Below are 24,871 nucleotides of genomic sequence, written 5' to 3' on the forward strand. Positions count from 1 at the left end.
AGAGAACGTCTTCCACTGTCGGGGGCGCTCTCTTTTTATATATAACTACTTTTCAAAAAGCCGATTGTCTGAACTTGAATGTTCAGTACAATCGGCTTTTTGCATGAAAGGAGAAGTGTAAGATGACCAAGGTGATCGCCCTCGCCAATCAGAAAGGCGGCGTGGGCAAGACCACAACGGCGGTCAATCTGGGGATCGGTTTGGCAGCCGATGGGAAAAAGGTTTTACTGGTTGATGCGGACGCACAAGGCAATCTGACGGATTCGTTAGGTTTCCACGAACCGGATAATTTGTCGGTATCTTTGGCGACATTGCTGGCGAAGACGATGCTGGAAGAATCCTATGAAGCGCGGGAAGGTATTTTGCATCACCATGAAGGCGTTGACCTGATGCCAGGCAATATTGAATTGTCCGCTGTCGAGGTATCGCTCGTCAATACGATGAGCAGAGAAACGATTTTGCGTTCGTACATCGATTCCGTTAAAGCCGACTACGATTACGTGCTGATCGATTGCATGCCGAGTTTGGGCATGTTGACCATCAATGCGCTGGCTGCGGCAGACAGCGTGATTATTCCTGTACAGGCGCATTATTTGCCGGCTAAAGGAATGACCCAACTTTTGCAGACGATTGCCCGTGTGCGCAGGCAGATCAATCCGAAGTTGGTTTTGGACGGCGTGCTGCTCACGATGGTAGACAGCCGGACGAAATTTGCCAAAGACATTTCCTTTGTTCTTCGGCGCGACTACGGCGACAAGCTGCGCGTGTTCAACACCGAAATTCCCTTATCCGTTCGCGCGGCGGAAACGAGCGCCAAGGGAAAAAGCATTTATGCTCATGACCCCAATGGTCAAACGGCAAAAGCGTATGCCGCCTTTACGAAGGAGGTGCAGAGCATTGGCAGCGAAAGACGACATGCGCGCCAGCATCAAACTGACCACAGTCGCTGATTTATTCTCCACCGAGGAGAGCCGCGCCGATGAAAAGCGGGAAAAAGTGTTGGACATCCCTTTATCTGAAATCAGCGATTTTCCCGGCCACCCGTTTAAGGTGAAGGCGGATGAAGCGATGCTGGAAATGGCGGACAGCGTAAAGCAATACGGCGTTCTTGTTCCCGGCCTGGTTCGTCCGAAGGCGGACGGCGGCTATGAAATGGTAGCCGGACATCGTCGTAAAAAAGCGAGCGAATTGGCAGGCAGAGAAACGATGCCCTGCATCGTCCGCGAACTGGACGACGATCAGGCGACGATCATTATGGTGGACAGCAACCTGCAACGGGAAAATATTGCGCCAAGCGAGAAAGCATTCGCCTATAAGATGAAGTTGGAGGCGATGAAAAGACAGGCGGGCAGACCGAGTAAAGAAAATTCTACCCAAGTTGGGCAGGATTTACGAGGCAAATATTCAGTTGAAATTTTGGCAGATCAGGCAGGGGAAAGTCGCAATCAAATCCAGCGCTATATCCGTCTTACCGAACTAACCCCCTCCATTCTCGAAATGGTAGACGATAAACGGATCGCCTTCAATCCGGCCGTAGAACTTTCATACTTGGCCGAAGAAGAACAGAAAGCCCTGTACGAAACGATGCAGTCCGAGGACTGCACGCCTTCGCTGGCGCAGGCGCAGCGCATGAAAAAACTGAGTCAGGACGGGCGGCTTAACGTGGATGTCATCTTCTCGATTCTCACAGAGGAGAAGCCGAACCAGAAAGAAAAGATGACCATTCGGCGCGAGCGGATCGACCGTTTCTTTCCGAGGGACTTCACCGAAAAGCAAAAGGAAGACCTGATCGTACAACTACTGGAAAGCTGGTATAAAAAACGGCAACGGGAACAGGAACGTTAACCTGTATCTGAAACAGGGCGATCCTGTTCGGCAGCACTCTCCCCTTAGTCGGAGAGCTTTTTTATGCCCATTTTTGGGGAGGCGATATACATGTATTTTACGAAAGGGAGGCGTCGTCAGTATGAACGCCTGATGCAAGAAAAGCCGGGTTTCAACCGCATTGAAGTTTCGGAGGATGAAACCGAGGAGCCGCAAACGCGAAACAAGAAGCCTCGCGAAGCCGGTCAATCTAATCGGGTCGGAGAACGAAGGAAGATCGCAACGATCCAGGAAAAGAGGATGGACGATGGAAGAATTGAAACGAATGGTGGACAATTATGAAGTTTATCAGGCCATCTCCATTGGGAAGGTGGAAGTATTGCTTGGCATTGACGAATCCAATGCCGAACGTCCGTATATGGTTTGTACCTGCACCCGAAACAATTCTTTGGGTGTCGAGCAATTTTACGCGATTGCGGCCAGCGCAGATTATCTTGAGGCCATGAATGACTTCATCTCCCGTGTGCAATGGGAACTGGAGGATCTCAAAGATGAACGGGCAAGCGTCATGGTGCTCCTAACTACCCTTACTCAGGCAGAATGTCAGCCGATTCGTGAAGACATGCGCATAGACAACCAGGTTGTTGTCATTCGGCCGGAACGGCTGCGTCCCGAATATCGTACCGCAGTCAATCAGCTTGTGCTGGCGTTAAGCGGTTTTGGCACCTCTGCCTATTCCCGAGGTCGCGCCGTCTATGTGTTAAATCTGTATTCCGGAGAGGAGTCCCGCTGGAATCGGGAGGATTTTATGGGTCTGATAAAACCGGAGCATATGCCAGCATGGGCGCGAGAAAAACTGGAGCAGCATCAGGCTGTAACCTAGCAAAAGCCGAAGCGCCGTGACGAAGCCCGGTAAAGACATTCGATAGCACTTCAATCTCGGTTTGAAAGGAGACGTGAGCGATGTCGTGGACGTATCGGCACCGCAAGACGCTTATTATCGCCGCGATTGCCGTAAGCGTTTGTTTACTTGTGGCTGCGGCCATTTATTCTCTGATAAAGCAATCAGAGCAAGAGCAGAAACAGCAGCAAATGAAGGAACATTATGAAAAACAAATCGAAGAACTGAAATCGATAAAGGAACAATCGCGCAGAAGCGTTTGGACTGTGGCGCGCACCATTCCTGCCGGTGACACGGTGAAGGCGGAAGACCTCAAGTCTGTCCCGATGCCTGCGAATCTGGTGCCGCAAGGGATGATTACCGATCAGAATGCGGTCATCGGCAAAAGCGCCAAAATCGAATTACAGCCAGGCACGCCGTTGATGCCTTCCATGCTGTACGAGAGCGCGCCGATCCCGAAGGATTTGCGTGTGCAGGAGTTTCATGTCATTCAGCTTCCCTCCAATCTGCAAAAGGGACAGTACATCGACGTGCGAATCAACTTCCCGACTGGCGAGGATTTTGTCTTGCTGGCGAAGAAGAAGGCGCGGGAGTTGTCCGGCAATGTCATCTGGCTGGAAATGAACGAGCTGGATATATTACGGACTTCAAGCGCGATCATCGATGCCTACTTGCAAGGCGCGCGGCTGTATGCCCTGCCCTACATCGAGCCGGGCTTGCAAGAATCGGCGGTAGTCAATTATCCCGCCAATCCGAAGGTGCTCGATTTGATGGAACATGATCCGAACCTGCTCGAAAAAGCGACAACCGAGCTTGCCCGCCAACTGCGAACGACACTTGATGACAATCTGAAGGCGATGAGCGAGTCGGACAAACTGCGCGTAACGAGCGGCAGCGTAACGGTTCAGCAACAACTGCAAAACGAACGGATTGTCACACAACAAGGCAATGCCATGCATGAGGCGACCCCATCGCCGCCACCGGCAGGCGCAACGGCTACGGTCGACCAAGAACCGCCAGCTGCGCAGCCGCTGCCCTCCCCTTCCATTCCGACAACGACGAATGAGAATCGGCCGGAAGCGTCCGTGGAGCCTACACCATCTGTTTCGACAGATCCGGCACCAGTTTCGCCGTCTGAAGAGCCTGCAAAAGTGGATAAATTGGAGCACATTTTTAATCAGTGAAGGAGGCCGTCATGAAAAAAGTCGTGTTTTTCGGTGCGCCGGACAAAAGCCACCTGCTCCTTGTGCTGGGCAAGCTGCTCACGGCGATGGAGCGAAAGGTGTTGATCGTGGATTCCACCCTTGCCCAGTCCATGCAAGGCTATTTGCCGCAAGTAGAATTCGGCGATTCGCTGCGGGAGTTTGAAGGCATCGATGTGGCGACCGGGCTCATCACGCCAGCGCAATTGGAACGTTCCCTGCTTCAAGCCGGAGGCGAAGCGGCATACGATGTCATGCTGCTCGACACCGATCACACCGAATTTGTGAAAGGACTAGAGTTGCCGGGCTACGACAAGCGGGTTTGGTGCAGCAATTTGAGCCGGCTCAGCATGCATAAAAACGCGGAGCTGATGCAGCGGCTGTGCCTTCACGAAGCGGAAGGTCAGCCGCTTTCGTTTTACAGACTGATTGCTCCCACTCTGCAGATCGCCATACCCGAGTCGTATATCGATTCGCTGCTGCCGCAGCAGGCGATACGTTGGGAGGACACCGTGTTCCGCTTTCCGCTGGATGAACGGGATATGTCGGTCGAACTGGACAACCAGCATCATGGCCGCATTGACATCAGGCGGCTGTCCGGGACGTATCGCCGGAACGTGCTGGACATGCTGCAACAGTTGTTTGAATGCGATGCCAAAACCGCCCGGCGGGCATGGGCGCGATCCCGAAGGCGCGCGTAAATTCGGTAATGTTGCACGAAAGGAGATGAAGCAATGGGTTTTACCGTGGTGTTTTGGAGTCCGGTACCGGGACAGGCCGGTACGACGAGCAACCTGATTGCCGCCGCGGCGCTGCTCGGATTGGAATACTCCTCGCGCCTTTTGTTGCTTGGGCATTTGCAAAGCGAATATGCTGCCATTGAACGCGGCTTTTACCCGAGGCGATCCTGGATAAATAAAACGGACGCCCCGTCTGACGCTGGCATCGACGCGCTGCTCAGGCTTTTGCAAAACCGCAAACTGGAACCGAACAGGTTGCGGGATTACACGCTGCCGCTGCTCGCCGACCGACTCGACATCCTTCCGGGATCGAACAAGCCGGATGCATCGTTTGTTTCCGCCGCACAGGAATGGCTTGTGCCCCTTCTGGAACTGACAAGGCGCGCTTACGATCTGGTATTGGTGGACGGCGGAAGCGGCAACCTGTCGGCGTGGACACAGGCGTTGCTGCGTCAGGCGGATTTGCTGGTCGTCTGTCTGCCGCAAAACGGGCTCAAGCTGGAGCAGGTCTTTCCGCTAATGGAGGCGCAGCTTCAGTCCAACCGGAAGCATTTGCTTGTATTCGGACAATACGATCCTCGCTCCGCTTTGACCGTTAAGAATATCAAGCGCCAGTTTCTTCGGCGGGAGCCTGCGTACCCGATTGTCCATAATACGGGCTGGCTGGATGCGACCCGACAAGGAGAAGCCGTCCGTTTTCTATTTCGCAACCGACAGGTGCCGCGCGGTCATGAAAACTATCCCTTTATGCAACAGGTGCGGGCATTGGCGCAGGCGCTCATCAACAACGTCGGACTGAACAAGCCTCTTTTCGGCGGGAAGGAGGACGATGACCGATGATGTTCGCGCTGAACGCTTTGCTTCTGGCGGGCATCCTTATCGCGATCGGCGTCCTGCTCTATTTGCGCATGAGCCGCCGCTTGCCGGAGCAGCCGGACGAAAAACCGGTCTATACGCTGGAAGCGATGACCGCGTTTGTGAAAGAGGCACTGCACGAGATGACGAGCAGCAACCTGATCGACTTCGGCTTGTCGGAAGAAGAATACCGGCGCCGCAAAAACAAGCGGGCAGAATTGAAAAAAGCGCTGCGGGGCTGCACGTCCGGAGATTTGCGGGACAAGGCGTATGTGAAGCAGGTAATCGCTGATTTACTCAAACAGCGCTACCATCTGGACGACAATAATCTGAATCGCCTACTGCCGTTTGACGACCCGCAGGCGCTCACATCGCAAGATCAGTTTGATATCCTGCTCTTTCTGTTTAAGAAACAACATCGTTTGAAAGCGCTGGACGAACTGATCCGCAAATATGAGCTGGACCGCCCCAAACGGAGCCTGGAAGGCGAAGAGACTGAGTCGTACCGGATTACCGCCGACGAAATTCGCGATATTTACAAGCAGGAAGCGCGCAGGCTGTCTGCCGGGGACAAAACGCAGATCGTTGTGCAGCGGATCTACCAGCAGTACAAAGGGTTTAGCGTCATCGACGAAATCCGCGACATGAAAATCGACGGCGTATCGGGGGGCGTCTCCGGCATCCCGCCCTCGATGTGGGAAGGCGAATGGAGCCTGGAGGAGCAAGCGCAGCTTTCCGAGGTACCGAGGTCGCATGACAGCGTATGGCTGTTTTATAAAGGGAAATCTATTCATTTGAGCTTCCTGTCCTTCGGCTCGGAGGAAGAACTGAGACGCGTGTGCCAGAACGTGTACAAACATAACTTTCCCGGCCAATTGTCTGAGGCGAACGGCTTCAAGGTGAACGAAATGGCCGATGGCTCCCGCGTCGTCGTGCTGCGCCCCCGGTTCAGCGAATCGTGGGCTTTTTTTGTGCGCAAATTCGATGTGCAAAACGCCACGCTGGAACAATTGATCCAGGACGACAACGCTGAGCTTCCCATTGGGCTGATCCGATATCTCGTCATGGGCGAGCGCATTACGGCCATTACCGGCGCGCAGGGCAGCGGCAAAACGACGCTCTTGATGGCCATGGTGCGCTACATTCCAGCCATCTTGCCGATCCGGGTGCAGGAAATGAGCTTTGAGCTTCAACTTCGGAAAATATACCGGGAACGCAACATTTTAAGCTTGCGGGAAACGGAAACGATCTCCGGGCAGGACGGTCTGGACATCCAGAAAAAAACGGACGGCTCGGTCAATATTTTGGGAGAAGTGGCGACCGACCCGGTTGCGGCCTGGATGGTGCAGATGGCGCAGGTCGCTTCGCTGTTCACCTTGTTTACGCATCATGCCAAAACGTTCCGCGATCTCGTCTATTCGCTGCGCAACTCGTTGCTGAAGACAGGGGTGTTTACGAACGAAAAAGTGGCGGAGCAGCAGGTCGTGAGCGTCATCAACTTCGACATTCACCTCAGGCGGGACGCGGACGGACATCGCTACATCGAACGAATTACCGAATGCGTCCCGTTGGAGCAGGAAACAGCCTACCCGGAGACGTTCCGCTACAAAACGACGACCGAGGAGAAAATGACGGCGTTCATGGAGACGATGCTGGAATATTTCCGCCGCTCGACGGACCGCCCGCTATACGTCGCGCGGAACGTTATCGAATACCGCGACGGACGCTATGTCGCTGTTCATCCGTTGTCCGAGCGAAGCCGCAAGGAAATCGCCGCATGCCTCGCCGGGCCGGACCAGGCGGCGTTCGAAGCGTTTTTGGCGGTTTATTGGGGGGATGGCGATGAAACTTGAATGGCTGTCTCTATTGCTGGGCGCAGCGACGGTGCTGTTCCTCGCGATGGTGGCGGCATTTCAATGGGTATCCCGCCACGGTTCGGACGTGGAGGCCGTTCGGCGGTATGAAGCGCTGCGCAAACCGGGCAAAGCCCGCAAGAAGCAAGCGCTGCATAGCGTGTTGCAGCAGTTGTATCGCCTATGCGAACGCGTACCGATTCTACGCGCTTATTTGCACCAACTTCGCAAACGAATGACCATTCTCCAGCTTGGCGACGAATGGAAGCTGCGGCTGGAGACGATGAAGTCGGCGCTCCTCATATGGGGCGTGCTGCTCGCGGCGGCTGTTCCGCTGGCTATCGGCGTGCGCGACCCGGCCGCGCTCGGCATGATTGGCATCGGCTTTTGGGTTGGCCACGGAATCCTTTCGGACAATCTGGTCCATCGGCTGGAGACGCGATTGCTTCGGCAACTACGGCATTTTTTTTCGGATGTGCGTCATCATTATCATCGTCACGGCATGGTGGAAGAAGCCATTTATGAAACGGCGGACGGCGCGTCGTATGAGATGGCGCTGCACGGACACGAAATATACGAAGTGCTCACGGCAAGCGACGCCGAGCAGCGGCTGGCGCAGTATATCGAGAGCGCGCCGAACCGCTATTTGCAGGGCTTGGCCGGGCTGTCGCATCTGGTGAAGGAATACGGCGACAAACGAACCGCAACCGGTTCCGTGTACTTGAAGGCGCTCGGGAAGCTTGCGACCGAACTGAATCTGGAACTGCTGCGCCGCGAGCGCCTCAGTTTCCTGTTGCAAGGACTGACCGCCATCGCGCTGTTGCCGCTGCTGTTTACCCGGCCGATCGAAGCTTGGGCCAGCCATTACTTTCCGGCCATGGACGCCTTTTATGCGAGCACGACCGGCTGGATCGTGAAAATCGGCCTGATGGCGGTCGTATGGCTGTCCTACGTTCTGCTGCGGAACATTCAGGAACTGGACGCGAGTCCAAAACCAACCGGCCGAAAAAGATGGGAGAAACGGGTTTACGAATGGCCTTGGATGCGCTGGCTTGTGCATCGTTTCGGTCCCGCCCCCGGTTCCCGGGAAGCTGACCGCATGGTCAAGCTGCTTAAAGACACCGCATCGCCGCTTCGTCTGGAATGGCTCAATGTGCAGCGCATCGTGGCGGGTGGCATGGCTTTTCTGGCTGTGCTCGGGATGTTTATGGCGCTTCATGCCGCAAGCCGGCATCAAATCCTGTATGCGCCGGTAAAGCCGGGCATCCTGTTCGGCCAACTTTCGCCGGAGGAGGAAGCCAAGGCGCGCGAGGCGGCGGCGCTCGATCGCCGCATCATCGATCGCGTAAAGGAGGTGAAGCATCGCACCGAAGAAACGGTGACGGCCCTGCTCCGCAGCGAAACGCCGACGGCGAATCAAGACGATCAGCTTCGCGCCGCGGCTCGGCGAATTATGGGCAAGCTCACGAAGCTGGACAATCATTATGTGAAGTGGTGGGAAGCGCTCCTCGCCGCTCTCGCGGGATGGGGCGGCTACGCTATGCCGGTCGGCGTTCGGATGTTCCAGCGGCGCATGCGGCAGATGGAGATGAAGCATGAAGTGGATCAGCTGCAAGCCGTCATCGCCATGCTGGCGGATCTGGACCGGATGTCGGTCGAGCATCTGCTCATCTGGATGGAACAGTTTGCCCGCGTTTTCAAGGAGCCGCTGCAAACCTGCTTGCTCCATTTCGAACAGGGCGCGGATCAGGCGCTGGCGCAGCTGAAAGAGGATGCGCCGTTTGTGCCGTTCGTCCGCACGGTCGAAAAGCTGGAACTGGCGGCGCAAAGTTTGCCGATTCGGGAAGCGTTCGACGACCTGGAGTCGGAACAGGCTTACGCGCAGGAGCAGCGCAAACAGGAGTACGAGCAATTGATCGAGCAAAAGGCAGGCTGGGGAAAATGGATCGGGTTTGCGCCGATGATGGCCCTCATTTTCGGCTATCTGGTCATTCCGCTCGTCATCGTCAGCTTGCACCAGATGTCCGTTTACTACGAACAGCTTCAGCGCATTCAGTAAGCGGACATGTTGCGGCGCTTTCCAAACGGGAAGTGCTTTTTTATTTTCTATCTTACTTGAAGGAGAGATCGGTTCATGTCCAACGCACAAAAAGCACTCGTGATGGCGGCAGGCATTTTTCTTGCCATCGCGCTCATTACCCTCGCCGTCGTATTGTTTATTTCCGCGCAAGACTCCACCAAGGCGGCGCAAAGCAATTTCAGCAATATCCAGACGGAGCTGTCGCAAACGGCGTTTACGGTATATGACAACACGACGTTGTCGGGCAGTCAGGTGGTCAACGCGCTGCGCAAGTTCAGCGATCAGGACCAGTTCGGCATCCAGATTGTCACCGGGAAAAATCCGGCGGGTCAGTGGTATGGCAAGGTGATCAACACGGGTGTTCCGACCGACAGTGTGACCTACGGCTCAGTGGTTGGTGAAGCGCCGGGGCAACTGAGCCATGCGCTCGATGAATCGAATATCAACTACGTCAATCCGAGCGGCAAATTTCGGGCGCAACTGGTGCACGATAGCAGCAACGTCATTCGCGGCATCGTGTTCCGGCAGCAGTAAGCGCCCTTACTGACATCACAACGCTGATGGGGCGTCCTTTCGGGTATAGACGGACGCCCAGTTTTTCCAAGGAGGAAGCCGATGGAACATGCCCCCAGAACGATGCTGGAAATGAGTGTGGCCTGTCTTCTCTTTCTGATGGCCGTAACGAGCGGACTGCTGCTCTTTCAAACCGGGGCCGCGCTGAACGCCACCGCCTATGTGTCGGGAAAGTCGCTGGATCGCAACATGCAGATGACGTTTTCGCCGATTGCCGGCGACGGCACCGTATCCGGCGCAGAGGTAGCGCAATCCATTGCCCGGCTGGAGACGGGAGACGCGGAAATTGTGGTGGACGGCGTTCGATACGCGCCGCCGCTCGATCGGGACCCGTTCGTCCCCGCCGGCATTCGCCTGAATGCCCGGTATACGGCAGTCGCCCAGCGAGATGCGTCCGGACAACTGGTGCGTCTCATTTTCGCTTTACGCTAAGGAGAATGCCATGAACAGTATCTCGAAAGTTTTCGCGGCGCTCATTGCCGTTCTTTTGCTCTACCTCTACCCCATTTCCGCAGCCTTCGACCAGCAGGACGATATTACGGAACTGGTCGTCCTGAAAGCGACGACAACGTTTGTGGATGCAGTGCGGGACAAGGGCTTTGTGTCGCCGAGCATGTATACGGACTTTATGGAGGCGATTGCGGCAACGGGCAACACCTTCGATGTGCAAATGGAACACGGAAGCAAAAAGTACGTGCCGGTTTACGACGACCCGACAAGGCCGGATACGTTTCGGGGCAGCTACGAAGTGCACTACGACATGTTTTACAACGCGCAGATCCTGCCCGTTCTGTTCCCGAACAGCGCGGCCGCAATAGACGATCCGGCGAGACGCTACAAACTGCGGGTCGGCGATACATTTGCGGTCACGGTTAAAAATACGAACCGGACTCCCGGCACGATCCTGTTCGATTTCCTGAACCAGGCCATCAGTCCGAACGAAAAAATCTTCATTCCTTACGGCGGGGTGGTGCGCAATGAGGCTGATTGAATGGGCCATTGTCGGGGCGCTCATTTTCCTGCCGTTTGCGATCGTGAACCGGATTGAAGTCGAAACGCAGCGGAAGGCGCTATTGACCGAGCTGCGCTATAACGCCGCGCTGGATGCGGCGGTGGATGACGCGGCGCGGATGTTAACCGTCAATACCGACCAGCGGCGGGAGACGCAATACGAATCGGCCAAGCGGGTGGCGCTGAACAAGGACGAGGCGATTGCCGCTTTTTTTCGGACGCTGTACGCAAGCTTCGGCATTGCCGACGATCCCGTTGCGCAAGGCGTACTGGGTCGGTATATCCCGGCTATTGCGGTGATTGGTTACGACGGCTTCTACGTCTATGCCGAGGAGGAGTGGACGGGAGCCGACGGGAAAACGGAACGGAAACCGGTCTGGGGAGCGAAAAAGCCGTATGCTTACGCCGATTCATCGGGCAACAGTCTTTCGTTCACACTGGACGATTTCGTCCTCGCTTACGATGCGGGCAGCCGGAGCTGGCACGAAGGCTTGCGGGTCGACGTCGGGCAACAGACGAATATTGCGCTATTAAAGGATGCGGAGCGATTTGAGCAGGTGCGCCGGAGCACCATCGTCCGCGCAATTGAAGACGAACTCGCCTACCGGATCAACAAACACAACGAAGAGGTTTCCCGATTTGGTCTCTCTTACACGTTTACATTGCCAACGATTTCACAGGAAGAATGGAACAATACCGTGGATGACGTCGGGGTGCTTGCTTTTATCCAGGGCATTCCGATGGGAGGCAAGTTTTACAACAACTACGCCCTCGGCGGAAGCCGCGTGCTCAAGAAGCCGGAGATTGTCGGGGCCAGGAAAGGAAGCATGAAGGTGTATTACCGCAGCACATGCGGCTTAACTTATCCGGTGGAAGAGACGTTTTCCAGCGAAAAAGCGGCCGCGCAAAAAGGCTATATGCCGCTGGACTGTCCTGTCTCTCCATCTTAACGAGCCTTGGCTGTTTCGGAAAGTGGACACGCCGTCAGATCGGCTCTATGATGAGCGTGACAGCCGAAATCTTCCAAACTTGTCATGACCCCTATTAAGAGAGGAGCGAATGGCGTGAGAAAATGGGTAATTGCAGGACTTGTCGCCGCGATGATTTGCAGCTTGTTCACCGTAACGGCAAGCGCGGCGAGCCGACTTCCGTCCTTTGTCGGCGTCGTCATGGACGGACAAAAAATCTGGTTTCCCGATGCGCAAGCATTTGTCGATGAAAACGACCGGACGCTCGTGCCGGTTCGATTCATCGCGGAAAAGATGGGCGCGAACGTAGGCTGGGAGCCCAAAACCATGACCGTACCGATTGAGCGGGACGACCTGCATATTGTGCTTACGATCGGCGATAGCAGGGCGCTCGTCAACGGCAAGGAGGTGGCCTTCGATTCGAAGGCGATCACCAGCGGCGGCCGGACGTTTGTCCCGCTGCGTTTTGTCAGTGAAGCGCTGGGGGCGGAAGTGAATTGGGATAGCCCGACTTCAACCGTCTTTATTTCCACACAAGAAGAAGCCAATGAGAAGTATGATGAATGGGGCCGTCTGATTCGCGCAACCAACCTGCCCAAGAATGCGCATGATTATCCTTATATACTTGCCGATGTGCCGAATGAAGCGTATGAGATGGCCTATCCCTACTCGCATCCTACGGACAGCAAAGTTTCATCGGTATTGTATTCAACCATACCGGAATTCAATAAGAAAAACGTGGATATATGGATGAGCCAACTGAAAACGTTTGGTGCACTTTGGCTGAACGTAGATTACAAAACGATTGACGACACGTGGGCGCAGGCGGTATTCGCCACGAAAATGCAAAGCTCCAATGCGGAATTGAAATACATCCAGCGGTATGTGGATTGGGTTAAAGAAAACAAGATTCAAATTGAAGGATACCTTGATCCCGAGCCTTCCATGATTTATAAAGACGGGTTTGGAAATAATTATGTACGTTCCAAGTTCAGAATCAAATTCAACTCATTCACGGAAAGTAAAAATTTGCTGTACGATGAGCGGTTCCCCAATGATCGCAAACTCGATAAGCAGGTTTGGTACGAAGGTTACGCGGATATTTCCCTTTCCACGAATGTTGGCGGCGATTGGGGCAGTACATTGAAAGTCGATCCGGGAGCCAGTTTATTCCGCAATTATTTCATCAGAAAGGCGGACTCGGAATAGATGAATAGAAACAAATTCATAAAATCGGCGTTGAGCGTGCTTCTGGCATGCTCTTTTTTATTTTCGGGTTTTCCTTTCACAGCGAAAGCCGAAATCCCAAAAGTAAGAACCGAGGCAGGAAAAATCAGCTTTGAAATCACAAGTACGGCTGCAACGTCATCCATTAAATACAGAACTGTGGGTTGGACGCTGCGCCGTGACCAATTATGTTCGAATACGACGCCCAAGCAGTGCGGCGATCCGAGAAGCGGCCAACACGCTTCTTTTTTGGACCAGCAAGTACGGCAAGTAGGACAGGAACCGAACCCGCCCATCCCCGGCCAGCCTGTCACGACCTATTACGAAGTTAGCGAGGCGCTCGTCACGGAAGGTATGTGGAAAGCGGGCATGGGCGACATCAAAGACAACGACGACTTATATTTGTATGCCATCATGGTGTCCATCGACGGAAAAGGCAACGTGCGCAAAGGGCCCTTTTATACGCTGGATGAGATCAAGTGGGCCGAACCTTGGGCGCATCCGGACGACTTGGACGATTATTTCGGCATCCATGTACCCTATCGAAGCGCGGAATTTCCCGTCGATGTCATTGCGAAAACCTTAGGCGGCAAAGTCATTCAAAATCCGGAAGTTACGTTTCAAAAGGGCAAGTACAAAATAGGTGAAACAATCAATCATGAATTTCCCGAAACGATCGAGGATAACGGAAAAACGTATACGATCGTTCGATCCTATTTGTCGCCTAAGCAGGACCCGACGCGGAAAGACTGGCTGCAAGAAGACCCGGAAACCAATCCGAAGGTGCGAACGCGAAGCTTTACGGTTGCGCTGGGCGGGACAGATGCCATCGCCGAATATGCGGAGAACAATCCGGTGAAGGCCATTTATCAGAAGGAAGACGGCACCAAACTCAAAGAAGTGGACAAAGGCGTTTTCGCAACCGGCGATGAAGCGAACCATACGTTCGAAGGACAAATCACTTCCGGCGGTCAGACGTATGAAATCATCCGCTCTTACATTACGAACAATAATAAACCCGACGAGAAGCTGTTCATTCAGGAAAAAGGTGACCCCAAGCTCAAAGAGCGCTCCATTCTGGTGGGATCGGGCGGCTCCAACTTTATCGGCATTTACAAAATTCCCTCCTCGGTAACGGTCACGTCCCGGATTGAAGCGCCGGAAACGGTCGACCAAAACGTGACCGAAGTGGACGGGAATTTTGTTTTTGAAGTCAAGTCGTTAAAGAATTTGAAGTTATACGAAATCACGGATATTCGAAATGCCAGGCTCGTTCAAACGGGCGACAAAACCGGAACCCTCTCCGGCACGTCAACGAGTAAAACGATTCCGATCAAAATCCCGTTCACGTCCGGAGACAAAGTGAGCGTGCAAATCACCGTCGTCGTGAAGGATGTGGACGGCAATACGGGGGATTCGACATCGGACCATTCGGTGCGTAAAGGCGACGGGGGCGGAGAACCTCAACCGGGCGATTCCCAGCAGGCCGAAGCGATGGAGCCGAACGTTTCTGCCGTCATTCAGGCGGATGCGCGCGGCTCAGAAATATTTGATGTGCTGCAAGGCATTCCGACTTCAGAGAGCCTGTATGTGAACGCTTTGGCCAAATCGTACTTGTACCGAAACACGTTCACGGAAACGACCGGCACGAAGCAATACCCGATTCAGGTGAGTAAAACATATACCCTTACCTGGACGGAGACGCGATCCGGCCCGCCCGATGCGGACGGGAATCCGACGACCATTACCGTTCCGCGTTCAGATACACAGACGGTCACCAAAAACTATTTGATTGAACGCAAGTACAGCTTCTGGACGATTCAAAATCTCGAAGTGTACGGCATTCAAAAGGCGACGGTCTCCAATTATGCGCTTCCTTCGGGGACGGTTACACTGGAGCCGAATGGCTATACGCCGCCAACCGTTTCCGCCGCGCATGATGCGTCGCTCAGCGCGCATATTACCGATCCGGTTTATTCGAATGTGACGCTGCCCGGACAAACGATTTCCGGCGGTTCCAGCCGGCCTTCCGTACCGAACGAGGACTGGAAGTCAACTGCAGAAAGCGCCATCGGCAAGATTAAGGTGAAAAACGACTCGTTCGTTTTTAACGGAAATACGATTATGGACAATCGAATCGTTGAAGAAAAAGCGCCGACGCCGGGGGCGATACCGGCACCGCCGATGATTGGGCAAGATGTGCTGTACGGCAAAGGTTATCTCATTGACGCTTCCAAAACGAACAAAGCGAATCAGCCGAGTACCGGCACCATCTTTTATACGCTGGTCAAGGGCATTGGCGGCGGAGAAAACAAGAGCTTTCCGATCGGCGGCATCAATCCGGTGACCGTGCATACGCCGGTGGTGAACTACGCCTCGGTGTCGGACGATCAGGACCACAACCAGAAGACAACACCGACAGCGGGAAGATCCGCGCTTATTCTGGACCGGCCCTTTACCGTGACGATTCCGACAAGCGGCCCGCACAAGGACATCAAGGGCTACGGCAATCGGGATTATGCCAAGTATGTGAGGGACAAGCAGGTACGCTTTCCGTTCGATGTGTACAAAGCGGATCGCACGACGCTCGTCCCCAAGGACACGTGGGTATCCATCCCGGTCGGCCAGATGCAGACGACCTTCTATTTGCCCGTTTGGGTGGACGAGGGCCATTACGACGTGTTATTCCGTACCTTAGCAGAAAACAGCCCGGCATCCTTCACATCCCAGATGAATGCTAATCTGGACTTGTCCAAACATGTGGCTACGCAGGTGGTTCCGGTGGAAGTGATCGGCCGCCTTTATGACTTCCGCATCACCGACATTGCCGATTTTGCCTGGGAATCGGTGTTTCGCACCCAAAAGGGCAGCGCGACGCCGACAGGAAACGCCTATTGGGTCGGCACGAAAGGCATTGACGGCGCACCGCGCGGCAATACCCCTCCTTACGTGCTGCCGGTACGGCAAGGCAGTCACCCGGAGAGCGGCAAGAAAAACGTAGTGATCAAAACGGGTTACCATTTTAAATTCGAAGTCATGACGAAAGGCAACATGTTCGGCTCGGGCGACGGCATCCTCATTACACCAACGTTTTATTTTGTGGACAGCAAGGGGAAGAACAGGCAAGAAGTCGATCTCTACTATCATTCAGGCAGTCGGCGGTTTATTCGTATCGGCTCCAGCGACGATGCGGAGAAACGGTATGTGACGCTCGACGCTCGCCTGCGCAATGTGCCGAAGCAGGAGTTGACCGACACCGCCGCAACGCTTTGGTCGCTAAACGGTTCGCCCGGAGCGAGGCAGACGTTTATCGATCAATATGTAAAGGATGCGCAGAAGCCGACCTATGTAGGCGGCTACGATATCACGCTGCTGCCGCCTCAGCTTCGGACGTTTGTCGGAAGCATGCAGGTGCCCTCCGGCATCGATGCGGCACGCGCCAACGCTTCGGTTCAGCGGTGGAGGGGGGACTACAGTTTGCCCGCCGCGCCGTACGTGGTGCCGAAAGGCTTCAATCTGGCCGAGTACGGCCGCACGCACCGGCTGGACGACCATGCGCCCGTATTTCTGAAGGATGGGTACATCATCGTCAATTTCAACATCGAAACGATCCGCGATCAAGACTTGAACCATCCGCATCTGCAATACAAAAACGCGCCGCTGGACAATCAGTGGCGGATGGAAGGGTTTCAGCGCAGCTTCGTCGATCCATACGGGGCAACGTTCTCCCTGCTGGACGGCGACGTCGTCTTTTATCATGCCAATTTGTCCAGCTACGACGACTTTGGGACGGGAGGCACCCATTAAATTTACCAGACGGGAGGGATAAACATGTTGGAAAAGCTGCAAAGTGCCGCGCCAGAGGATACGGCTTATTTTTATTCCGCTTCTGCCGCAGAGGAGATCGAACGTGGCTGCATCGGCCACCTGCGCGGCGATTTTGGGCGGTCGGGCGAGGAGTTCTGGGTAACCTGGTTTCCCCGGCGCTCTCCCTTTGAAACGACTGCTTTTAAAGAAGAATTGGGTAAGGTCGTTCAAGCTATCGGCGATCAGAAGGTGCTGAAAAGCCGCCAGCATATGTTACGATTTTGCAGCGAGCATCCGGAGGCGCGCATCGGCGGTGCTTGGAGCACGGATGTATACGGGTTTTGCATGCAAACGCAGGATCACCGCTACTATTTGCGCTGCTTTCCCTTTGCCGGGGATTACAACTTTTACTTGTACTGCTATGCCCGGCCGGAGCGTTTGGTGGAGCAGCAACAGCAAGCGCCTTCCACGCCTGCCGCACAGAAGAAAAAAAAGGAAACGCAACGATAGGAGGACGCAATGAACGATCTCACTTGTTATCGGCTGCTGGACGGAGCCTCGCTTCCGCTTGCGACCAAGCTGGTGTACTGCTATTTACCAGATTTGGCGGGCGGAAAAAACAGCCCCGTGTGGCTTTCCTCCCGTCGGCTTGTGGCAGATATCGGACTTTCCCCTTCTATGTGTGTCGCAACCTAGAGCGAACACCTACCAGCCGGGAGGAAAAGAATATGCTGGAAAGACTGCAAACGGCCGTGTCGGAGGATGCGGCCTATTTTTATTCCGCTTCCATAGAGAAGGATACGAAACGGGGTTGCATCGGGCACCTGCGCGGTTATTTTGGCAGCAACGGCGAGACATTCTGGGCAAACTGGTTCGAGCATTTGCCAACGCTAAAAACGCCGGCTTTCCGGGCGGAACTGGATGCGGTTGTGCGGGCATTGACGGAGCAGGGACTTCTTCAAAGCCGCAGCCAGATGCACCGTTTTTGCCTGTCGCATCCGGAGGCCCGATTATCGGGGGCGTGGCATTCCGGCGTATACGGCTTTTGTTTTCAAACAGAGCGCCATCGGTACTACCTGCGTTGTTTCCCGCATGCGGGAGACTACAATTTCTATCTGTACTGCTACATCCGGCCGGATCGTTTGTCGGAACGGTCGCCGGAGCGTTAGCGTCTGCCGAGGAGGAAGTTTATGAATGATCTCACACGGTATCAACTGCTGGCCAAAGCGAAGGTCCCTCCTGCAGCAAAGCTATTGTACAGCTACCTGATGGACCGCGCGGGCGGGCGGCACGGCTGCGTCTTGTTGTCCGGCAAAAAGCTGGCTTTGGAGGTGGGTCTTTCCCCTTCGACCGTCCGCCGCAATCTGCACCTGTTGCAGCGTATCGGACTCCTTCGGATTACGGCCCGGTACTCCGAAGAAGGCATTCGCCTGACCAATCAAATCACGTTTCGGTAAGGGAGGTGCTCTCGTGACAGCCAAGTTGCAGCGCATCGTCGAACTGGCTGCCAGCACGGCTCGCACGGTGACGAATCAGCCGGAGCGGTGGGCGGATTTTTTGCGGACGGCGGCCTGGAACTATAAATATCCGTTTCAGGATCAACTGTTAATCTACGCACAACGTCCGGACGCAACGGCCTGCGCGCCGATTGACGTCTGGAACAAGCGGCTGGATCGCTGGGTAAAGCGCGGCACGAAAGGGATTGCCCTGATCGAAGATCGGGGCAACCACTTGGGCCTGCGCCATGTGTTTGACGTATCGGATACCCAGAGCAGAAGCCAGCCGCAGGTGTCGCTTTGGCAATTGCAGGACAGCGATACGGCTCATGTGATCGAAACGCTGGAAAATGCGTTCGGCGCGCAGCATGAGATTGAACCACGTGCGGATCTGCCTGCTGTGTTGCTCGCTGCTGCGCGGAATGCGGTGGATGACAACAGCGACGATTATGTGGCGGAGTTGATGAAAGAGCGGGAGCACAGTTTGCTGGAGGACCTGGATATTTCGCATGTGGAGCTGTTGTTCAAACAAGCTGCCGAAAAGGCCGTCGCTTACATGGCGATGACCCGTTGCGGACTCGATCCCGCACATTACATCAGCATCGAGGATTTGTCCGGCATCGGGTATTTCAACACGCTTCCTGCGTTGTCTCACTTGGGCGCAGCGATCAGCGATGTGTCCGAGATGATGCTGCGGGAAGTGGAATCGACCGTCCGGGCGCTGCGCCGGGAGGCACAACGTGCGAATGAGGGGCAATCGTTCCATACCCTTGCAAGACCCGATTCCTTGCCGCACAATGAAGCTACCCTGCAAGAAAGGAAGGATGAACATGGAACTGACGTACACGCCGCAAGGGGATTATCTGCTGCCCAACCTGACGCTGAGCGAAGCGGAGACGACCATCGGGAAGTACGGGATGATGCGCAAGACGTTTCTGAAAACCGAGCGGAAGGGCATGTACGCCCATCTGATGTTGTCGGAGCAGTTGAACCGGCATCTGGCGGACATCGACCGGACGGCGCGGGAGCAGATCGACCGGACGATACAGGAACTGCTCGCGTCTCACCCGGCCCCGGACAAGGCGAGCGATCCGCTGGCCTGGACGGGACATATGAACAACCTGAAGCAGCAGGCGGAGGAACTGATTCTGGCGGAACTGATTTATCATTAAAATGGTTTGATCGGGAAACGGAGGACCGAGGTCTTCCGTTTTTTCATGACCATGCCATCATCAATGGCATGCTCCGAGCCGCGCCGCTGCGGGAGAGCAAGTCGGACATCACAGCATTTTTCCTTGCTCACGAGGATGAGCGCGAGCGCATGTTGTATGTGCGCGGTTTGTTTCCGGCAGGCATCACCGAACTGACGCTTGATGAAGGCGTACGAGCAGGATTTGAACCGTATCGCAACGTTTTGCATCTGTGGACAGGGACGGCGGAGGAACGCACGGCGCAAAGCTTTTACGATTGGGGTGTCATCGCCGGGCATCTCGCCAGCATGATGCTGTTGAACGAATTTGACTTGTCGCGAAAGTCAGAACCATCCATCGAGCAACAGACGCTGTGGATGGAACAAGCGGAGGACGCAAAAGCCTCCGCTTTTTTCATGCCGCAAGCGGTCATTGACGCCATTTTGCAAAACGGCAGCGGTTTTGAGAACGGCAAGTATCGCATTGCGCTGCATTTCCAGCAGTCGCTGTCCGCACAGGAGAACGCCGATTTCCTGAAACGGGAATACGGGACCGGCGGGCGTCTTCCCGCGCTGATCGGCACGGATATTCACATGAATTATGACAGCAAAGGCATCACGCTGACCCGCGGCTCGATCATGAACCCGGATACGCAGGTGGTGCTGCCGTGGATGAACGTGCAGAAACGTATCGGCGAACTGCTGGCAGCGGGTCGTTACTTGAACCGGAAGGAAGCCGAGCGATTGCCCGCCTTTGCGGAAGAACAGGAGGAAAAGCTGCGGCTGCAAGCGGCGGAATTGGCCAGGCCCGATGCGCCGCAGCCGGATGCATCTTCGGGGCTTTCCCGACCAGACGCACAAGCGGAATCGGAACACACGCCGGTGAATCGGGAACGGGCACGATACGGTTATGACGCGGGCAGCACGGTCTGGATCGGCGCGGACGAATATGAAGTTGTGCAGCTGGAGCAACGAACAGTGACGCTGCAAGACCGTCAGTTCCCGCTCTTCATCAAAGAGGTGAATCGCCGGGATTTTGAGCGAATGCTGCGCGAAAACCCGCTGAACGATCATCTGATTACCGGGGAGCAGGAGCCGGAATGGACTGACGAAACGGCATGGGAAACGGCGGAAGATGCGGTTTTACCGGAAGAGCCGGTGACGGAGGGGCCAGAGACCGTATCGCAGCCAGACACTTCCCTTTCCTCTGATGGTGCGGCCGGCCGCGCCGCGCCAGCCCGTCCGTCTATCCCGGCTGTCAACTACCGGATTACGGATGATGAACTGGGGCATGGCGGCGCAAAAACGAAGTTCAAATGGAACATGGAAGCGATTTGGCTGCTGAACAAGCTGGAGCAGGAGCAGCGGCAAGCGACAGCGGACGAGCAGGCGGTGCTGGCTCGCTATGTCGGATGGGGCGGCATTCCGCAGGCGTTTGACGAAGCGAACACGCAGTGGGCAGCCGAATATGCGGAACTGAAAAATGTGCTGGAGCCGGATGAATATGCATCCGCTCGCGCGTCAACGCTGAATGCCCATTATACGTCTGTGACCGTCATCAAGGCGATGTACGACTGTCTGGAATCGATGGGCTTTCGCAGCGGCAATATTTTGGAGCCGTCCTGCGGCATCGGCAATTTCTTTGGACTGGTGCCGGAGTCGTTCCAAGGCTCGCGGCTGTTTGGCGTGGAACTGGACAGCATTACCGGCCGTATTGCCAGGCAGCTATACCCGCAGGCGTTGATTGCGGTCAGCGGCTACGAACAGACGAATTTGCCGGACAGCTTCTTCGATCTGGCCATCGGGAACGTGCCGTTCGGCGGTTATGGCGTGGCGGATAAACGTTACGACAAGCACAAGTTTCTCATCCACGATTACTTTTTTGCGAAAACACTGGACAAAGTGCGTCCGGGCGGCATTATCGCCTTTATTACGTCCAAAGGAACGATGGACAAGCAGAACCCGGCGGTTCGCAAATATATTGCGGAACGCGCCGAATTGCTCGGAGCGGTGCGTCTGCCGAGCAATGCGTTTCTGGCCAATGCCGGAACCGAAGTAACCGCCGACATAATCTTTTTACAGAAACGGGATCGCATGGTCGCCGTCAGCGAGCAAACCGAAGCATGGCTATCCCTATCCGAGACAGCGGATGGTGTGCCGGTGAATCGCTATTTCGCGGAACATCCCGATATGGTGCTGGGCACCATGGTTTTTGACGACCGGATGTACGGCAACCGGCAGGAAACGTCCTGCAAGCCATTCCCGGACGCCAATCTGGATGAGTTGCTGCACGAAGCGTTGTCCAACATCCATGCCGAATGGGCGGAGCTGGAGCGGGAAGACCAGTCGGAGGAAGAAGAGCCTTCTCTCCCTGCCGATCCGACTGTGCGCAATTTCAGCTTTGCGTTGGTGGATGGACAAATCTACTATCGGGAGAACAGCCGGATGCGGCGCGTGGACACATCCGCTACGGCGGCAGGCCGCATCAAGGGAATGATTCAGCTGCGGGACACCGTGCGCGAGCTGATCGAGTACCAAACCGAAGACTACAGCGATGAGATGATTCAACAGCAACAGCGCAAGCTGAATGCGCAGTATGACCGGTTTACGGCGCAATACGGCCTGATCAACAGCCGCGCCAACAGCCTTGCTTTTTCAGATGACAGTTCTTACTTTCTTCTTTGCTCGCTGGAAATCATCGACGAGGAAGGACGGTTGCTGCGCAAGGCGGATATGTTCACCAAACGCACCATCCGGCAGCGCATCCGCGTGGAACAGGTGGATACCGCTTCGGAGGCGCTTGCCGTTTCCATCGGCGCAAAAGCCCGTGTCGATCTGCCGTATATGGCGCAGCTAACCGGCTGGACGGAAGAACAACTGATAAAGGAGCTGCGCGGCGTCATCTTTCCCAATCCCGAAAATCTGGACGAGGAAGGAAAGCCGATCTACGAAACGGCGGATGCATACTTGTCCGGCAATGTGCGGGAGAAGCTGCGTGTGGCCAGACAGTTTGCCGCATACGATGCCGAACGTTACGGTGAAAACGTCCAAGCGCTTGAAGCGGTGCAGCCGAAAGACCTGGATGCCTCCGAAATTGATGTCCGCTTGGGCGCAACCTGGCTGCCGCCGGAAGACATTCGGCAATTTTTGTTTGAGCTGGTGGACACGCCGCCGATGTATCAGACCTACATCAATGTCATGTATTCCGAATATACGGCTGCCTGGAACGTCAAAGGCAAAAGCGATGACCGCAGCAACAATATCAAGGCGAACGTCACGTACGGCACAAACCGCGTCAATGCGTACAAAATTCTCGAAGATACGCTGAATTTGCGGGACGTGCGCGTATTTGACACCGTGTATGAGGATGGCGTGGAAAAGCGTGTACTGAACAAGCAGGAAACGGCCATCGCCCAGCAAAAGCAGGAGATGATGAAAGAAGCGTTCCGCGACTGGATATGGAAAGACCCGAAGCGGCGCGAACGGCTGACACGTCTGTACAATGATCGGTTCAATGCCATCCGTCCACGCGAATACGATGGCAGTCATATCAGATTCACCGGGATGAACCCGGAAATCCGGCTCCGCCGGCACCAGGTCAATGCGGTTGCCCGGGCGCTGTACGGCGGCAACTCCCTTTTCGCGCATTGTGTCGGCGCAGGAAAAACGTTCGCGATGACCGCCGCGGCGATGGAGAGCAAGCATCTAGGGCTGTGCAACAAGAGCATGCTGGTCGTTCCGAACCATTTGACCGAACAGTGGGCGGCGGAGTTTTTGCAGCTATATCCGTCGGCGAATATTCTGGTGGCGACCAAGAAGGACTTTGAAACGAAAAACCGCAAAACGTTTTGCGCGCGGATCGCTACCGGCGATTATGATGCGATTATCATCGGCCATTCGCAGTTTGAAAAAATTCCGATCTCGACGGAGCGGCAGCGGCAGCAACTGTACGAGCAGATTTCAGAAATTACAAGCGGCATCCGGGAACTCAAGGAAGCCAGAGGCGAACGCTATGCGATCAAGCAGCTTGAAAAAACGAAAAAGACGCTGCAAATCAAGCTGGAGAAGCTGAACGATACCAGCCGGAAGGATGATGTCGTCACCTTCGAGGAATTGGGCGTAGACCGGCTATTCGTGGACGAAGCCGATTCGTACAAAAACCTGTTTCTTTATACGAAAATGCGCAATGTGGCCGGACTGTCGCAAACCGAAGCGCAAAAGTCGTCGGACATGTTTGCCAAATGCCGCTATCTGGACGAACTGACCGGAGGCCGGGGCATCATCTTTGCGACGGGGACGCCGATCTCCAACTCCATCACCGAGATGTACACGATGCAGCGCTACTTGCAATATGAGCGGCTCAAGCGGCAAGGATTGCAGCATTTCGACGCCTGGGCGTCCACGTTCGGGGAAACCGTCACCGCCATCGAATTGGCTCCGGAAGGAACGGGCTATCGGGCGAAAACCCGGTTTGCCCGTTTTTACAATTTGCCGGAACTGATGAATATGTTCAAAGAAGTGGCCGATATCCAGACGGCTGACATGCTCCAGCTTCCCGTGCCGAAAGCCCACTTCCATAATGTGGCCGTGCCGCCGAGCGACTTTCAGCGCGATATGGTCGCGGATCTTGCCCGCCGCGCCGAGCGGGTGCGGGCGAAGGAAGTAGAGCCGCATGAGGACAATATGCTGACGATCACCAATGACGGACGCAAACTGGCGCTCGATCAGCGGCTGGCTAATCCCCTGCTTCCCGACGACGAAGGCAGCAAAGTCAGCGCCTGCGCGGACAATGTCTTCCGGTATTGGGAGGAACATCAGGAGACGCGGTTGACCCAGTTGGTGTTTTGCGATTTGTCCATTCCGAAACAGGATGGTACCTTCAATGTGTACGACGAGCTGCGGCGCAAGCTGATGGAGAAAGGTGTCCCGGCTGACGAAATCGCCTTTATTCACGACGCTAATACCGAGATCAAGAAAAAGGAATTGTTCGCCAAAGTACGCAGCGGACAGGTTCGGATACTGCTTGGATCGACATTCAAAATGGGCGTGCGTCCGTAAAGGTCAGCCAGATTTCTAGCTGATCTGTGGACGATTGAGAATTCTACCTGTGGCAAGGTAGTAGAGAAAGGTATAAACGGTGTCATA

Annotated in this window: 22 protein-coding genes; 21 read left to right on the plus strand and 1 reads right to left on the minus strand. The window is 55.0% G+C overall.

The window, feature by feature from the left end; genetic code table 11:
- Window positions 1–122 precede the first annotated feature (122 nt).
- The 19 genes from ACSFXJ_RS04785 to ACSFXJ_RS04875 all read left to right on the plus strand — a co-directional run bounded on the left by ACSFXJ_RS04785 (window position 123) and on the right by ACSFXJ_RS04875 (window position 18,498).
- Window positions 123–950: a ParA family protein gene (locus tag ACSFXJ_RS04785; protein WP_185177571.1), complete on the plus strand. Its 828-nt coding sequence runs from the start codon at window positions 123–125 to the stop codon at window positions 948–950.
- The gene (locus ACSFXJ_RS04790) at window positions 898–1,845 is read left to right on the plus strand and encodes a ParB/RepB/Spo0J family partition protein (RefSeq protein ID WP_435924091.1); all 948 of its coding nucleotides are present in this window, start codon (window positions 898–900) and stop codon (window positions 1,843–1,845) included. The genes ACSFXJ_RS04785 and ACSFXJ_RS04790 overlap by 53 nt, the downstream gene beginning before the upstream one ends.
- Before the next feature lie 90 nt (window positions 1,846–1,935).
- A complete protein-coding gene (locus ACSFXJ_RS04795) occupies window positions 1,936–2,166 on the plus strand; it encodes a hypothetical protein (protein WP_185177570.1) in 231 nt (76 codons plus the stop codon).
- On the plus strand, window positions 2,132–2,707 hold the full coding sequence (locus ACSFXJ_RS04800) for a hypothetical protein (protein ID WP_435924092.1): 576 nt from the start codon (window positions 2,132–2,134) through the stop codon (window positions 2,705–2,707). Before ACSFXJ_RS04795 ends, ACSFXJ_RS04800 begins: the two co-directional genes overlap by 35 nt.
- A gap of 80 nt (window positions 2,708–2,787) precedes the next feature.
- The gene (locus ACSFXJ_RS04805; protein ID WP_435924093.1) at window positions 2,788–3,909 is read left to right on the plus strand and encodes an SAF domain-containing protein; all 1,122 of its coding nucleotides are present in this window, start codon (window positions 2,788–2,790) and stop codon (window positions 3,907–3,909) included.
- An 11-nt stretch (window positions 3,910–3,920) separates the two neighbouring features.
- Window positions 3,921–4,628 (plus strand): hypothetical protein, encoded by a 708-nt coding sequence (locus tag ACSFXJ_RS04810; RefSeq protein WP_435924094.1) that lies wholly within the window; start codon window positions 3,921–3,923, stop codon window positions 4,626–4,628.
- A 33-nt stretch (window positions 4,629–4,661) separates the two neighbouring features.
- Window positions 4,662–5,507, plus strand: a complete 846-nt coding sequence (locus ACSFXJ_RS04815) for a hypothetical protein (RefSeq protein WP_435924095.1) — start codon at window positions 4,662–4,664, stop codon at window positions 5,505–5,507.
- Window positions 5,504–7,375: a pilus assembly protein CpaF gene (locus ACSFXJ_RS04820; RefSeq protein WP_435924096.1), complete on the plus strand. Its 1,872-nt coding sequence runs from the start codon at window positions 5,504–5,506 to the stop codon at window positions 7,373–7,375. Before ACSFXJ_RS04815 ends, ACSFXJ_RS04820 begins: the two co-directional genes overlap by 4 nt.
- The gene (locus tag ACSFXJ_RS04825; RefSeq protein ID WP_435924097.1) at window positions 7,365–9,434 is read left to right on the plus strand and encodes a hypothetical protein; all 2,070 of its coding nucleotides are present in this window, start codon (window positions 7,365–7,367) and stop codon (window positions 9,432–9,434) included. Before ACSFXJ_RS04820 ends, ACSFXJ_RS04825 begins: the two co-directional genes overlap by 11 nt.
- 75 nt (window positions 9,435–9,509) lie before the next feature.
- Entirely contained in the window at window positions 9,510–9,989 is a 480-nt protein-coding gene (locus ACSFXJ_RS04830; RefSeq protein ID WP_274364784.1) for an ABC transporter permease, read from the plus strand.
- An 81-nt stretch (window positions 9,990–10,070) separates the two neighbouring features.
- Complete coding sequence (locus ACSFXJ_RS04835) at window positions 10,071–10,460, plus strand: hypothetical protein (protein WP_435924098.1); 390 nt, start codon at window positions 10,071–10,073, stop codon at window positions 10,458–10,460.
- Window positions 10,461–10,470: 10 nt separating this feature from the next.
- A complete protein-coding gene (locus ACSFXJ_RS04840; RefSeq protein ID WP_435924099.1) occupies window positions 10,471–11,019 on the plus strand; it encodes a hypothetical protein in 549 nt (182 codons plus the stop codon).
- On the plus strand, window positions 11,006–11,989 hold the full coding sequence (locus ACSFXJ_RS04845; RefSeq protein ID WP_435924100.1) for a hypothetical protein: 984 nt from the start codon (window positions 11,006–11,008) through the stop codon (window positions 11,987–11,989). The genes ACSFXJ_RS04840 and ACSFXJ_RS04845 overlap by 14 nt, the downstream gene beginning before the upstream one ends.
- 114 nt (window positions 11,990–12,103) lie before the next feature.
- Entirely contained in the window at window positions 12,104–13,216 is a 1,113-nt protein-coding gene (locus ACSFXJ_RS04850) for a copper amine oxidase N-terminal domain-containing protein (RefSeq protein ID WP_435924101.1), read from the plus strand.
- The gene (locus tag ACSFXJ_RS04855; RefSeq protein ID WP_435924102.1) at window positions 13,217–17,041 is read left to right on the plus strand and encodes a DUF5704 domain-containing protein; all 3,825 of its coding nucleotides are present in this window, start codon (window positions 13,217–13,219) and stop codon (window positions 17,039–17,041) included.
- Window positions 17,042–17,065: 24 nt separating this feature from the next.
- Window positions 17,066–17,551 carry a hypothetical protein gene (locus tag ACSFXJ_RS04860; RefSeq protein ID WP_435924103.1) on the plus strand — a complete coding sequence of 162 codons (486 nt, stop codon included), beginning with the start codon at window positions 17,066–17,068 and terminating at the stop codon, window positions 17,549–17,551.
- Between the two features lie 9 nt (window positions 17,552–17,560).
- Window positions 17,561–17,737, plus strand: a complete 177-nt coding sequence (locus tag ACSFXJ_RS04865; protein WP_435924104.1) for a hypothetical protein — start codon at window positions 17,561–17,563, stop codon at window positions 17,735–17,737.
- 32 nt (window positions 17,738–17,769) lie between these two features.
- A complete protein-coding gene (locus ACSFXJ_RS04870) occupies window positions 17,770–18,210 on the plus strand; it encodes a hypothetical protein (RefSeq protein ID WP_435924105.1) in 441 nt (146 codons plus the stop codon).
- 21 nt (window positions 18,211–18,231) lie between these two features.
- The gene (locus tag ACSFXJ_RS04875; protein ID WP_435924106.1) at window positions 18,232–18,498 is read left to right on the plus strand and encodes a helix-turn-helix domain-containing protein; all 267 of its coding nucleotides are present in this window, start codon (window positions 18,232–18,234) and stop codon (window positions 18,496–18,498) included.
- Window positions 18,499–18,646: 148 nt separating this feature from the next.
- Here the strand turns inward: ACSFXJ_RS04875 and ACSFXJ_RS04880 are convergent, their stop codons facing one another.
- Window positions 18,647–19,303: a hypothetical protein gene (locus ACSFXJ_RS04880; RefSeq protein ID WP_435924107.1), complete on the minus strand. Its 657-nt coding sequence runs from the start codon at window positions 19,301–19,303 to the stop codon at window positions 18,647–18,649.
- Window positions 19,304–19,367: 64 nt separating this feature from the next.
- On the opposite strand from ACSFXJ_RS04880, the gene ACSFXJ_RS04885 reads away from it, so the two are divergent.
- On the plus strand, window positions 19,368–19,709 hold the full coding sequence (locus tag ACSFXJ_RS04885; protein ID WP_435924108.1) for a TnpV protein: 342 nt from the start codon (window positions 19,368–19,370) through the stop codon (window positions 19,707–19,709).
- 3,581 nt (window positions 19,710–23,290) lie between these two features.
- On the plus strand, window positions 23,291–24,784 hold the full coding sequence (locus ACSFXJ_RS04890) for a DEAD/DEAH box helicase family protein (protein ID WP_435925675.1): 1,494 nt from the start codon (window positions 23,291–23,293) through the stop codon (window positions 24,782–24,784).
- Window positions 24,785–24,871 lie beyond the last annotated feature (87 nt).

This window comes from Paenibacillus salivarius, from assembly GCF_051307165.1.
Lineage (GTDB): Bacteria > Bacillota > Bacilli > Paenibacillales > Paenibacillaceae > Fontibacillus.